Annotated in this window: 12 protein-coding genes; 8 read left to right on the plus strand and 4 right to left on the minus strand. The window is 72.2% G+C overall.

Annotation, left to right across the window (positions count from 1 at the left end; all coding sequences use genetic code 11):
• Positions 1-83: 83 nt before the first annotated feature.
• A complete protein-coding gene (locus IE180_RS21445) occupies positions 84-917 on the minus strand; it encodes a DUF4397 domain-containing protein (protein ID WP_190158542.1) in 834 nt (277 codons plus the stop codon).
• A 627-nt stretch (positions 918-1,544) separates the two neighbouring features.
• Here IE180_RS21445 and IE180_RS36620 point away from each other — a divergent pair.
• A complete protein-coding gene (locus tag IE180_RS36620; protein ID WP_268255481.1) occupies positions 1,545-1,988 on the plus strand; it encodes a peptidoglycan-binding domain-containing protein in 444 nt (147 codons plus the stop codon).
• Here the strand turns inward: IE180_RS36620 and IE180_RS21455 are convergent.
• Together IE180_RS21455 and IE180_RS21460 are read right to left on the minus strand one after the other, a co-directional pair.
• Complete coding sequence (locus IE180_RS21455; RefSeq protein ID WP_308434430.1) at positions 1,955-2,425, minus strand: UBP-type zinc finger domain-containing protein; 471 nt, start codon at positions 2,423-2,425, stop codon at positions 1,955-1,957. The two genes, IE180_RS36620 and IE180_RS21455, sit on opposite strands and share 34 nt — an antisense overlap.
• Positions 2,368-2,751 carry a DUF6479 family protein gene (locus IE180_RS21460; RefSeq protein WP_190158544.1) on the minus strand — a complete coding sequence of 128 codons (384 nt, stop codon included), beginning with the start codon at positions 2,749-2,751 and terminating at the stop codon, positions 2,368-2,370. Before IE180_RS21460 ends, IE180_RS21455 begins: the two co-directional genes overlap by 58 nt.
• 781 nt (positions 2,752-3,532) lie before the next feature.
• Here IE180_RS21460 and IE180_RS21465 point away from each other — a divergent pair.
• The 5 genes from IE180_RS21465 to IE180_RS21485 all read left to right on the plus strand — a co-directional run bounded on the left by IE180_RS21465 (position 3,533) and on the right by IE180_RS21485 (position 9,217).
• Positions 3,533-5,695: a SpoIIE family protein phosphatase gene (locus IE180_RS21465; protein WP_190158545.1), complete on the plus strand. Its 2,163-nt coding sequence runs from the start codon at positions 3,533-3,535 to the stop codon at positions 5,693-5,695.
• A 604-nt stretch (positions 5,696-6,299) separates the two neighbouring features.
• Positions 6,300-7,253 (plus strand): ABC transporter ATP-binding protein, encoded by a 954-nt coding sequence (locus tag IE180_RS21470; RefSeq protein ID WP_190158546.1) that lies wholly within the window; start codon positions 6,300-6,302, stop codon positions 7,251-7,253.
• Positions 7,250-8,047 carry a DUF2705 family protein gene (locus IE180_RS21475; RefSeq protein WP_190158547.1) on the plus strand — a complete coding sequence of 266 codons (798 nt, stop codon included), beginning with the start codon at positions 7,250-7,252 and terminating at the stop codon, positions 8,045-8,047. The genes IE180_RS21470 and IE180_RS21475 overlap by 4 nt, the downstream gene beginning before the upstream one ends.
• A gap of 35 nt (positions 8,048-8,082) precedes the next feature.
• Complete coding sequence (locus IE180_RS21480) at positions 8,083-8,679, plus strand: TetR/AcrR family transcriptional regulator (protein ID WP_190158548.1); 597 nt, start codon at positions 8,083-8,085, stop codon at positions 8,677-8,679.
• A gap of 289 nt (positions 8,680-8,968) precedes the next feature.
• The gene (locus IE180_RS21485) at positions 8,969-9,217 is read left to right on the plus strand and encodes a hypothetical protein (protein ID WP_190158549.1); all 249 of its coding nucleotides are present in this window, start codon (positions 8,969-8,971) and stop codon (positions 9,215-9,217) included.
• Positions 9,218-9,503: 286 nt separating this feature from the next.
• Here IE180_RS21485 and IE180_RS21490 read toward each other — a convergent pair whose 3' ends face one another.
• Complete coding sequence (locus IE180_RS21490) at positions 9,504-10,547, minus strand: zinc-dependent alcohol dehydrogenase family protein (RefSeq protein WP_190158550.1); 1,044 nt, start codon at positions 10,545-10,547, stop codon at positions 9,504-9,506.
• 108 nt (positions 10,548-10,655) lie between these two features.
• Here IE180_RS21490 and IE180_RS21495 point away from each other — a divergent pair, with 108 nt between their 5' ends.
• Together IE180_RS21495 and IE180_RS21500 are read left to right on the plus strand one after the other, a co-directional pair.
• Positions 10,656-11,618 carry a LysR family transcriptional regulator gene (locus IE180_RS21495; protein WP_190158551.1) on the plus strand — a complete coding sequence of 321 codons (963 nt, stop codon included), beginning with the start codon at positions 10,656-10,658 and terminating at the stop codon, positions 11,616-11,618.
• 272 nt (positions 11,619-11,890) lie between these two features.
• Positions 11,891-12,766 carry a MurR/RpiR family transcriptional regulator gene (locus IE180_RS21500; RefSeq protein WP_190158552.1) on the plus strand — a complete coding sequence of 292 codons (876 nt, stop codon included), beginning with the start codon at positions 11,891-11,893 and terminating at the stop codon, positions 12,764-12,766.
• Positions 12,767-12,822: the final 56 nt, after the last annotated feature.

Consider the following 12,822-nt stretch of genomic DNA (forward strand, 5'->3'; position numbering starts at 1 on the left):
CGCCGTAGGGGATCTCCGGGCGCGTCCGGCCGGGCCGGCCGGGCGCGCCCGGAGATCGGTACGGAATGAGGTCGTGCCGTGGGTCAGACGGCGTCGGTGCGCCGGCGCAGGAGGTAGCCGCCGGTGCCCAGGGCGAGGACCGCGCCGGCGGCCAGGGCGCCCAGGGCGGCGTCGTTGTTCCCGCCCGCGGCCTGTCCGGTCTCGCCGGCGGGCACGCCGTCGGGCGCGGAGTGCATGCCGGTGACGGTCTGGGTCTTCAGGGCGAGGTTCTTGTCCGTCGCGCTGCCCCAGGCGTAGACGATCGTGTTGCTGCCCTCGGCCAGGTCGAGGGCTGCCGGGCCGATCGCCACGGTGTCGGTTCCGGCGAGGACGACATCGGCGTTGACGGTGCCGGCCGCCACCTCGCCCTTGGCCTCCTTGGGGTTCTCCAGGCCCTTGAAGACCGCGGTGCCGTCGGCCCGGACGTCGACGGCGGGCGCGGCGGCGACGTGGCGGACGGTCAGGCGCGCCTTGCCCGCCGGCACCTTCGAGGTGTCGTTCACGAAGGCGTCGAGGGTGGGCTTGCCGTCGGGCGTGAGGTGGGCGACCAGCGTCGCGTTCGCCCCGGCGGGCACCTCGACCGTCTTCTCGATCGCCGGGGTGCCCTCGGGGCCCTCGCCGTCCTTGAAGACCTTGATGTCGTAGGAACCTGCGTCCAACTTCATCGGATCGGTGAGCGTACCGGGCTCGAAGTCCGGCAGCAGTTCCTTGCCCCCCGCGAACACGTCCACGGTCAGGCCCGGCACCGCGTGCAGCACCGACACCGTGGCCTGGTCTCCGGCGGCCCGGGACTGGGCGAACGCGGGAACGCCGGCGGTGACGGACAGTGCGACGGTGATGCCTGCGGTGAAAGCTGCGCCTGCGGTACGAACGGTCATGGCGATCATCCCCATCATCCGGTCGAGAAGGTCTCGAAGCCCTGTGTGAAGAGGCCCGTGTGAAGAGGTGTTCCGCCGTCGTGGGCGGAACGGTTTCACCTGGTGCTTGAAATCTTTACTTCGCCTCGGTCGGCGACCTGACGGGACGCCACGTCAAGGGGCCCGCCGTTCGACGCCGGGGTCGGCACGGTCGTCGGGAGGCCGCGTGGGGCGATCGACGGGGCGGTGAGGCGGAGGGCGCCACGACGGGGCCCCTTTCGCGTCCGGTCGGCCTCATCGCCTCTTCTCGCGTCCGGTCGGCCTCGCCGCCTCTTCGCCCACAGCGACACCGCCGCGACCACGACGACGAGTGCGGTCACGACGGGCACGCCCAGGGTGACCACGCGCTGGAGGAAGCTCGCCGCCGCGTAGCCGGCACCGGTCTCGGCTGCGGCCCACAGGAGCGCGGCGACCGCGCTGTACGGGGCGACGGCGCGGTAGGGCAGACGGAATCGCGACCACCACTCGACCGACTGCCCGGGCAACCTGTACGCCCGGGTCCTCAGCGGCGAGGTCAACCCCGGCGGCGGCCCCCTGCCCCACCCCGGGGTCGGTTTCCGTCAGCCCCCGGCCACCGTGCACGCGAGTGTGGCGACCTGGCAGTACCGGATGAACAGCGCGCACGGCTACTCCCTCACCGTGGACGGCCAGTACGGTCCGGGCTCCGACGCGGCCTGCCGCAGTTTCCAGTCGAGCAGGGGGCTGGGTGTGGACGGTGTCGTCGGGCCGGCCACATGGGGTGCCACGTTCGCCCAGGAAGTCGTGACACCGCCCGACGGGATTTCGGCGGGCGGTGATCCTCCCGTCCCCGGCCTGCGGCAGGTCGGTCTCCTTCGGCCGGGGCGGCGGGCCTGGTCGGTGGGGGCACCGTGTGCGGTGACGCCACCGGCCTCGCCGGGATCCGGCTCGCCCTTCCGAACTCCCGGTGGCCGACGGCCGGTCTCCCCTCGCCTCGTGGCGACGGGACTTGCGGGACGGGGCGGCAGCACGTACGGGCGTCACGCCTCGGTCAGAAACACTTCGTCGACGTAGCACCAGGCCCATGACTCGTCATGCGCCAGCGAAAGGACGACCGGATGACCCGTGGCCTCGTAATGGGCGTTCGCGTGTCGCCCTCGAGAGCTGTCGCAGCACCCGACGGTTCCGCAGGTCGCGCACCGACGCAGGCGGACCCAGTCGTGACCGAGGGCCACGCATGCCGAGCAGACAGCGTGCGACGCGGTGACCGGTGGGCGCGCGAGCGTCGAGACGTGGGTGCACACCGAACCCTGCGGACGGCCGCCGTCGGGGGCGACGCCCCACGCCGGCGCCGAGGACGCCGTGGTGTCCTCAGCCGGGACCTCCCGTTCGTCCGACGGCGTCCCGTGGATTCCGTCCATGATCGATCCGCCTCCGTGTCGCGTGGCCTTCGTCAGTCGCCGTGACCCGTTCCACCGCTGCCGAAGCCACCGCTGGAAATGCCGCGCCATTTGCGTCGCTCCTCGCTCTGGGGTTCGGGGTCGGCCTCACCCGAGCTTTTGAGGTTGTAGGGCATCAATCGGTGCTCCCCGTCCGTGTACGGCATTTCCGCGGGCCTGCGGTACTCCGCGACCTCGCCCGGCAATCTGTCCGTCTCGGGCCGATGCGGCTGGGACTCGGGGGCGGGAGGAGGAAGCTCCTTGTTCTTGACGCGGATGCCGAGCGCGAAGGCTCCGATGAGAACAACGACGACGACCAGTCCGCCGAGCACCTGCGCGAGTCCTGACTGCCAGACGCCGGCGGCCAGCATCGGCTCTCCGATGTGATTCACGTCCATGAGGAGCTCCGTTCGTGTGACCGTGTCTCGGCGGCACGGGCCTCGGAGGCACGGTGGTCAAGAGCGACAATCCTGGTTTCCGCACGAGGACCGGCGGTGGATGCGCACACCGTTCAGACGGACATCGCGGAAACGGTATCGGCCCCGACGCGCCTTCCCGCCCGCGTGTCGCGGGGCCGCGTGAAGGGCCGGTCGGCGTTCTGGCGAGTCACCACGGTTTCCGCACTGCCCCGATCTCCGCCGAACACGTGGAGCAGAGGAGGCGGGAATCGAAGTCTTCCGGGGGACGACACGGACTCCGAGCCCGAGAGGGATGCCGGGCGCCTGGGTGACGACCGCGGACGAAGAGGAGCTCTCGGTGGGGCAAGCGGATGTGGCACTGCACGCGGACATCATGAGCTTCGACGGTGTCCCTGGGGCAATCCGCCGACCGGAGAGCCCGGGCCTCGTCACCGTGGCGAAGCAGGCCGATGAGCACGGCCGGATCATCGCTCCTGAGGGCACCGGCCGGGGAAGCCGACGTGCGCGCTCTCGGTCCGGAGGGTCGCGAGCGGATCTTCGGCTCCTATGGGCAGGGCCCGCGAGGAAGCGCACAGGACCGCCCTCGCGGTGACTGGTCGCCCCCGACGAGGGCCCCTGGATTCCCGAACGGCAGCCGGCCGGGGTTTGCGTTCGACGCGAAGCGCGGCCTGTCTTAATTTCGAGGGCGAGACAGCAAGGGCCGAGCATGGGAGAACCGGACCAGTCAGACGCCGTCGACACAGCGAAGAGGCATTCCGTCGTGACAGATGGGTACGGATCGGGAGCCGGCCCCGCGGGGGCGGACCTGGACAGTGCGCTGCTGGACGCCCTGTTCAGCCGGTCTCCGGTGAGTCTGCACGTGTACGACCGGCACCTGCGTCTGGTGCGGGTGAATTCCGCCGCCCGGCTCATGCGCGAGTTCCCCGTGCACGACATGGTGGGGCGGACGCTTTCCGAGGTCCTTCGGGCTTTCGACGTCGCGGAGCACGCCCTCATCGAGCGAACCGCGCATCAGGTCCTTCACACCGGCCGGCCGGCGTTCGACCTGGACGTCCGGCTCCGCAGCCGGTCCGACCCCGCCGTCGAGGCCGTCGTGTCGGCCGCGGTGCTGCGACTCCAGGGTCCCGACGGGACCGTGGTCGGAGTCGCCGCCGCGCTGACCGACATCAGCGCCCGCGTACGAGCCGAGGCCGGTCTGCGGTTGCTGAACGAAGCGGCGACCCGGGTCGGCACCACTCTGGACGTGTTCCGCACCGCCGCGGAGTTCTGCGACCTGGCCGTCCCCCGTCTGGCGGACACCGTGACGGTCGACGTCTACGACTCGGTCCTGCGCGGTCACGCTCCCACGCCGGACTCCCGAGAACGGGGGGCGGCCCTGCGACGGGCCGGCTTCCGATCCGCCGCGGGGCCCGAACAGCAGGGCGTGCCGAGCGTGGGAAAGGTCGACACCTACCCGTCCGCGACGCCGTACCGAGCGGCCCTGGACACCCTCGCGCCCAAGCTGCTCCGGCACCTGCGCCCGGACACCTCCTGGCTCGACCCTCGCCGACGGCGTGACGCCCGGATCCTGGCGGCCGGCGCGCACTCGATGATGCTCGTCCCGATCCGGGCCCGAGGCCTCGTACTGGGGCTCGCCTGCTTCTACCGATGGCGCAACCCGGTGCTGTTCGACCACAAGGACCTGGCCTTGGCGGAACAGCTCACCACGCACGCGGCTCTCTGCCTGGACAATGCCCGCCAGTACAGCCGCGAACGCTCTGCCGCCCGCGTCCTCACCGGCACCCTCGGCGTCGCCGAGGCGCCCAGCGCCGCCGCGGCCGACCTCGCCCACACCTACCTGCCCGCCGGGTCGGGCGGCGCCTGGTTCGACGTGTTCCCCCTGTCGGGCGCCAGGATCGCGCTCGTCGCGGGCGACACCTCCACCGAAGCGGGGGAGAGCGCCCCAGGGGCCATGGGGGAATTGCGAGCCGCGATCGAAGCCTTGTCCACCCTCGACCTGCCGCCCGAGGACATCCTGGACCGCCTGCACGACCTCGCGAGCCGCCCCCAGCCCGTACCCGCCGGCTCCCCCCGCCTCCCCGCGCACGACACGGTCCGTGCCCGTTGCCTCTATCTCGTCTACGACCCGGTCACCCGCGTTTGCACGGCAGCGAGCGCGGGGCACCCCGCACCCGCGCTGGTCCACCCGGCGGGAGGTGTCGAAGCCCTCGACATCGCTCCAGGACCTCCGCTGGGAGAGGGCATCAGCCACTACCGGGCGACCGAACGGGCCCTGCCCCCAGGAACCACGCTGTTGATCTACAACACCGGCCTGCTGCCCGATTCACTGCTCGCGACACGGCTCCCGGACCTGCTCACCGGGACCCGTCTCCTCACCGCGGCCGACGCGCCCCTCCAGGCGGTGTGCGACTCACTGGCCCACGACCTGGGCCCCGAACCGCTTCACCACGACGCCTTCCTCCTGTTGGCCCGCACCCGCGCGCTGGGCTCGGACCGGACGAACGCCTGGACCTTCCCCAACGATCCCGCGATCGTCTCCCAAGCGCGTAGGGCCGCGGTCACCCAACTGGAGGAGTGGAACATCGCCCCCGACGTCGCGGACAGCACCGCGCTCATCATCAGCGAACTCGTGACGAACGCCGTCCGGTACGCCACGGGCCCGATCCAGCTGCGCCTGATTCGTGGCGACAGCCTGATCTGCGAAGTCACCGACGACAGCAGCACGGCCCCGCATCTTCGCCGGGCCCTGACCACGGACGAGAACGGGCGCGGCCTCTTCATCACCGCGCAACTCACCCGCCGCTGGGGCGTCCGGAGCGCCCCCCGGGGCAAGACGATCTGGGCCGAGCAGGACCTCGGCCCCTCTTCCCGGCCGGCCCCTCCGGACCTGTCCGCGTCCGGCAGGACGGCCGAGGCGCGCTGACCCCGGGCCCGTGGGGCGTCCGTGACCGGCGCGCGCGACGTGCGACTGCGGCACGTCTGCTCAGGTGCGTTCGGACGCCGTGGCCCTGCGCCGCAACCGGCTCCCGTCGATCCCCTCCGTCGAGCGGCCGTCGAGGGGCGCCGGTCCGCGTACGGCCGATGATCCACGCGTACGGCGTCGGGGCGCTGACCACCCGCACGCCTTCGGCGGACCGGAGCCGGGCTTCGTGTCCGCCCGCTCCCCGCTCGTGCCTGCCGCCGGCGCCCCGGCGCGTACGGGCGTTCCTGACCGGTGGCGGACTCCGTCCGCGTCGCCGGTGGCGGGGGCGGCCGAGGAGCGCGGCGGCTGCGGGCGGTGCGGTTCGGGGGGCCGTCCGGTACGCGGCCGCTGACGCGGAGGGCTGGTCCCGGCCTTCTTGAGGGGCGTCGAGTACGGCCGCGTTCGCGGCGTGGTCCGGATCTCGCGGCGCACGTTTCCCTCGGCCGGCCCCGTCTTCGCCCTTCGGCCCCGCGGAGGCCGGCGGCCGGCGGTCGGCCGTCTTGTTTGACAGCGGAATTCCCTCGACCCACTATGTGAGTGAGCGCTCACACGCTTTGGAGGAACGATGAGTGTGATCAAGACGGCTGGACTGACCCGCCGTTTCGGTGAGGTCACCGCCCTGGACGGGCTGACGCTGGAGTTGCCGCGGGCGGGGGTGATCGGCCTGGTGGGCCCGAACGGGTCGGGCAAGTCGACCCTCATCCGCATGCTGCTCGGCCTGATCGCGCCGACCTCGGGAACGGCCGAGGTGCTGGACGAGCCGATCGGCGCACCGGGCCGCTATCTGGGCCGGGTCGGAGCCCTGGTGGAGAACCCGGCCTTCGTGCCCGGACTGTCGGCGAGGGCGAACCTGATGTCCCTGGCCAGGCTCCGCGGCCTGCCGGCCCCGCGGGTGGACGAGGTGCTCCGGACCGTCGGCCTGACCGGGCGTGACGCCGAACCCGTCAAGCGCTTCTCACTGGGCATGAAACAACGTCTGGGCATCGCCGCGGCACTGCTGCCCGATCCCGAACTGCTGATCCTGGACGAGCCCACCAACGGTCTCGACCCTTCGGGCATCGTCGAGATCCGCGGGCTGCTGGCGGACCTGGCCCGGGCGGGCCGGACCGTCATCGTCTCCTCGCACCTCCTGGCCGAGATCGAGACGGTCTGCGACTTCCTGGTCGTCATCCGCTTCGGCCACCTGGTCTACTCCGGACCCGTCACCGACCTGCTCGCCCGCACGGGGCAGCGCATCGAGATCGCGGCGGAACACGCGCGGGACACCTCGTCGCTGCTCGCGCTGCTGGCGGCCGACGGCTGGCAGGTCGAGCACGCGTCCGAGGACCGGCTCAGCGTGACCGCCGAGGAGCGCCAGGGTGCCGAGCTGAACCGGTGCGCCGCCCGCGGCGGCATCACCCTCACGTCCATGACCCCGGTGCGCGGCAGCCTGGAGGAGATCTTCCTGGAGATGACCGGCACCAGCGACCAGGACCTCACGGCGGCCCGCGCCGCGGCCGCGGAACGGAAGGCGTCATGATCAACACCCTGCGCAGCGAACTCCTGCGAACCCGCCGCAAGGGCGTCGTCATCGGCTGGTTCGGCCTGACGATCCTGTTCACCGTCATGATCAACATGGTGATGGCGCAGGTCGTCGGCTCGTCCAACGCGCAGCCCGAAGGCGGCCCCGGCGTGTCGTTCCCGACGCTCGACCAGTGGCAGGCAGCCGACGGCATCACCGCGGGCCTGTCCTCGGCCGCCGGCATGTACGGAGTGGTCGCCCTGTCGTTCTGGGCGATCGTGACGGCCGGCGACTACAGCAGCGGCCTGATCCGGCTGACCGCCTCCGCCCAGCCCGACCGCGTCAAGCTGCTGCTCGGCAAGGTCGGTGCGCTGGTCCTGTGGACCGCCGCCGTCACGACGGTGGCGCTCATCGCCGACCTGGTCATCGCACCCGTGGCGGCACGGAGCGCGGACCTGGACGTCTCCGCCTGGGGCCGGGACGCCCTGCCGACCCTGGCCGGTGCGTGGTTCAACCTGTTCGCCACCCTGCTCGTCTGGGGTGTCATCGGACTCGTACTGGCGCTGGTCACCCGTTCCGCGGCCATCTCGATCTCGGTCGGCGTCGGCTACGTCCTGGTCGTCGAAGCGGTCATCACCGCCGCCCTCGACGCAATCGCGGACTGGACGCCCGGAGCGACCCTCGGTGCGCTGGCCCAGGGCGGCACCAGCGCCATCCCCTACGGCACCGCCCTGACGCTCGGCGCCCTCTACACCCTTCTAGGCTTGGGCGTCGCGCTCGTCGTGTTCAAGCGCCGCGACATCACCGACTGACCCGACCCGTCAGACACCTTGAAGGGGAACGTGCCATGTCCTCGCGCGGCACCGCCACACGGACCAAACTCGTCGACACCACCATCCGGCTCGTCGGCGAACTCGGATACGCCAAGACCACCACCCGTGCCATCGCCCAGGCGGCCGGCGTCGCCGAAGGCACCCTCTACCGGCACTTCCCCGACAAGGCCACCCTCTTCGCCGAAGCGGTCCTGCGGCAGAACCAGCACGTCGTCGACTGGATCGAGACGCTGCCCGCCCGCGCCGGCACCGCAACCGTCGCCGCCAACCTCACCGACTGCCTCACCCGTCTCGCCGCCCTGCGCGCCGACATCCTCCCCCTGGAACTGGCCATCCTCACCGACCCCGAACTCGCCCGCGTCGCACCGCCCCCCGGTGCGCTGCCGGGCCCTCCGGGACGGCTCGCCGAGTACCTCCGCGCGGAACAGGACCTCGGCCGCCTGCGCGCCGACGCCGATCCGGACCACTGCGCCGTCGTCCTGCTCGCCCTGCTGTTCGGCATGGCCATGCACCCGCCCCTGCCGCCCGACCAGCATCCCCTTCCCGCGCTGCCCGGCATCGCCGACGCGGTCGACATCCTCCTCAAGGGCCTCGCGCCGAGGCCGGAGTGAGGCCCACGGCATCGGCGGCGGACACGCCGGGGCTCCCGTCGGGCGGCGCCCGCGCCCGACGGATGCCCGTGCCGCGACCAGGCCCCGGTCGAGGGTCTTCCCGGTGGACGTGAGCCCCTGGGGCCGCGTTCGACGCCGGTCCTGGGGAGACGCTCGACGCCGTTCGGGTCGAACCACCGTGTCGGCGCATCCGGAAGTGAACAAAGAGGGAAAAAGGGTACGTACTGTACTTTCCCCCTGGCGCGCCCCGGCGCTCAGGGTGTTCCTCACCGACGGATGGGATCGCAACATGATCGTCAAGAAGCTCCACGACGCAGGACTGCGCAGCGAGCACGCCTACCTGGCCGCTGTGGGATCGATCGGGTTGTCTCTCGCCTCATGGCTCACTTCCAGTCGGCGTGAAAACCTGGAACGCGCCGACCGGTGGGGCATCTTCGTCGGAGAGTGGGCGCCCACCTTCTTCACTCTCGGGCTGGCGTTGGCGAACTACGAGCGGGACGAGAACAAGGTCGTCGACCGCCAGGAGTCGTCCGTGTGATCATGCGCGGAGCCGGACGACCCGGGCCGCCGCGGCGGCGCCGAGGAAGCCGCGCCCGCGCCCACCCCGTCGGGCGGTCACGGAGCCGATGTGCGTCGAGCTCGCCGGCCGCCCGTTCGACGGTGTCGCGGAATCCGCCGCATCGTCCCGGACGAAGGGACCGGGCGCGCACCCGCCGAAAGCCCGGTGCGCCCGGCGGCCGGCCGCCGGGCGCACCGACGGGTGCCGCGGCCCGGTCCGGAACCGATCAGAGCGCCGCACGGCGTCCGGCCGGGCGGGCCGCACGTCAGAAGACGATGCGGACCTTCAGGGCCTCGCGGTCGTGCATGGCACGGTAGCCGTCCGGAACACCGCCGAGGTCGACGGTGCGGTCGAAGACCAGGCCGGGGTCGATCGCGCCGGACAGCACGTCCGGCAGCAGCTCGGGGATGTACGCGCGGGCCGGGGCGACGCCGCCGGCCAGCGAGACGTTGCGACCGAACATCTGGCCGATGTCGACGCCGGCGCTGCCGCCGTGCGGCACGCCCACGTAGCCGACCGCGCCGCCGTCGCGGGCGATGGAGATCGCGGTGCGCATCGACTGCTCGGTGCCGACCGCCTCGAGCACGGCATGCGCGCCCTGACCGCCGGTCAGCTCCTTGACCGCCTCGACAGCGGCTTCGCCGCGCTCGGCGACCACATCGGTGGCACCGAAGCCGCGGGCGATCGCGGTGCGCTGCTCGTGCCGGCCCAGCGCGATGATCCGCTCCGCACCGAGCCGCCGGGCGGCGAGCACGCCGCACAGGCCGACCGCGCCGTCGCCGACCACCGCGACGGTGGCGCCCGGTCGCACCCCGGCGGCGACGGCGGCGTGGTGACCGGTGCTCATCACGTCAGAGAGGGCGAGCAGGCCGGGCAGCAGCTTCTCCTCACCGGCGGTCTCCTCGGGCAGCCGCACCAGGGTGCCGTCGGCGAACGGCACCCGCACCGCCTCGCCCTGGCCGCCGTCGGAGCCGACCTCGCCCCAGAAGCCGCCTTGCGGGCAGGAAGTGTGCAGGCCCTCGCGGCAGAAGTCGCACACGCCGTCCGACCACACGAACGGGGCGACCACGAAGTCGCCGGGGCGGAAATCCCGCACCTCGGAGCCGACGGCCTCGACGATGCCGAGGAACTCGTGGCCGATCCGCTGGCCGGCCGTGCGGGAGGCCACACCGCGGTACGCCCACAGGTCGCTGCCGCAGATGCAGGCGTTCACCACGCGGACCACCGCGTCGGTGGGGTGCCGGACGACCGGGTCGGGCACCTGCTCGATCCGGATGTCGTTGGGGCCGTAGATCACGGTGGCGCGCACGGGACTCTCCTGGCACTGCTCGGGGCCTGGGCTGGGACAGCCAGGTTCGCCGTACACGTGTTCCCGTGTCCAGCTACATTCTCTACAGCACCTCTTTAAGATGATCTGATGCTCGATGTTCGACGACTCCTCCTCCTGCGCGACCTGGCCGCCCACGGCACGGTGACCGCGGTGGCCGAGCTCCACGGCGTCACGCCCTCCGCCGTCTCGCAGCAGCTTCGGCTGCTGGAGGACGAGACCGGGACGCGTCTCCTGGAACGCACCGGCCGCTCCGTCCACCTCACCGCCGCCGGGCAGCAACTGGCGAACGACACCGAGCACGTGCTCACCGCTCTCGAACAGGCCCGAGACCGGCTGCACGCAGCGGCGGGGGAACCGACCGGCCCCCTCCGTCTCGCCTGCTTCCCCAGCGCCCTCGCCCCCGTGGCCGCTCCCCTCGGGGAAGCCCTGGAAGGCACCCACCAGAACCTGAGCCTGCACATCGTCGAGGCCGAACCCGAAGCCGCCGTACGGCTCCTGCTCCGGCGACGCGTCGACGTGGCCCTGCTCTACCGCTACACCAACCTCGCCACTCCCCCGCACTCCGGTGTCGAGACCCGCGTCCTGCGGACCGATCCCCTGGTCGCGGTCCTGCGCCACGACCACCCAGCGGCTCGCCCCGAGAGGAACACGATCGACCTGCGGGAGCTCGCAGACACCTCGTGGATCTCCGCCCCGCCGCGCACAGCATGCGGGGACGCCGTCCTCCAAGCCTGCCGTTCGGCAGGCTTCACTCCCCAAGTGCGGCACACCTGCGCCGACTTCTCCGCCATGATCGCCCTCGCCGCGAGCGGCGGTCACACCGTCCTCGTCCCGCGCATGGCCGCAGCCCACCTCCCGCCGGCACTGACCGCACGGCCGGTGACCGACAGCGCCCTCACCCGCACGATCGAGACCGCCGTCCGGCCCGGCACGGCGCACGAACCGGGGATCGCCGCCTGCCTCGCCGCACTTCACGCTCCCGGGACCGCCGGGGAACCCCCGGCTCGATCGAGCACGAGGAGGTCGGGAGCCACCGCGAACCCCGGGTGACGCGGCGGCCTCCGCCTCGGCCCGCTCCTGCCCGCCTGCGGCGTTCGTCCGCTCGGGAGGACTCCGCACCTCCTTCCGGAACGATCAGCGAGTCGGCGCGGGCCGGTGCCCCGGCGGCTCTCGGCCGTTGCCCCGCAAGACTGTCCAGGTCTCGTAATAGGCGGTACATTCGTGTCCTGTAACTCCATGATCTGAAACACGGGAGGCGGGACGGCGCGGTCCCGAGGGCTGCACACGGTCTTCGGTGGTGTCCCGCCGCGGAAGGGAAATCCATGAGTCCCACGCTGGCCGACGAGATCCGCGGTCGGCTCGGAGAGCTGAGCCCCGCCGAACGCAAGGTCGCGCGGGTCCTGCTGGCCGGCTACCCCGCCGCGGTCTTCGAGACGGTCGCCACGATCGCGGAACGGGCCGGCGTGTCGGCGCCCACGGTGCTGCGGTGCGCGTCGCGGCTGGGCTTCAAGGGCTTCCCCGATCTACAGGCGGCCCTCCGCTCGGAGCTCGACGCCCGCAACGCCTCGCCGATCACCCTCTACACGGCCGCGGAGACCTCGGAGCGGGAGGCGACGGTCCCCCCGGGCTCCGCGGCCACCCCTCTCGGCGAGCGCTCGGCCCTCGTGCAGCAGGCGGTGTCCCAGACCTTCGAGGAGGTCGCCCCGCACGAGTTCGAGGAGGCGGTGAGCCTCCTCGGCGACCCCCGGCGCCGGGTGCACCTGGCGGGAGGAAGGTTCACGCACCTTCTGGCCGAGTACCTCGGCCTGCACCTGATGCAGTTCCGCGATCAGGTGAGTCTCCTGCCGCACAAGGACGTCGAGCGGACCTCCTTCCTCACGCAGCTCGCCCGGCGCGACGTCACCGTGCTGTTCGACTACCGGCGGTACGAGGCCGACAAGACGCTCATCGCCGAACTGGCCCGGGAGCGGGGCGGCAAGGTCATCGTGTTCACGGACCCCTGGCTCTCCCCCGCCGCCGCCCACGCGGACGTGGTCCTCATCACCCAGGTCTCCTCGGACTCCCCCTACGACAGCCTGACGCCGGCCCTGGCGATCGTCGAGTCCCTCGTCGCCGCCGTCCTCGACCGGATCGGCGGCACCGGCCACGAGCGGATGAAGGAGGCCGAGAGGATCGCCCGCCGCACCGGCCTCCTGTAGACGGCCCTCCCGGGACCGGGCCCCGGCCGCCCACGAGGGCCCGGCCTCCGCATCCT

It is taken from the genome of Streptomyces litmocidini, assembly GCF_014649755.1.
GTDB classification, from domain to species: domain Bacteria; phylum Actinomycetota; class Actinomycetes; order Streptomycetales; family Streptomycetaceae; genus Streptomyces; species Streptomyces litmocidini.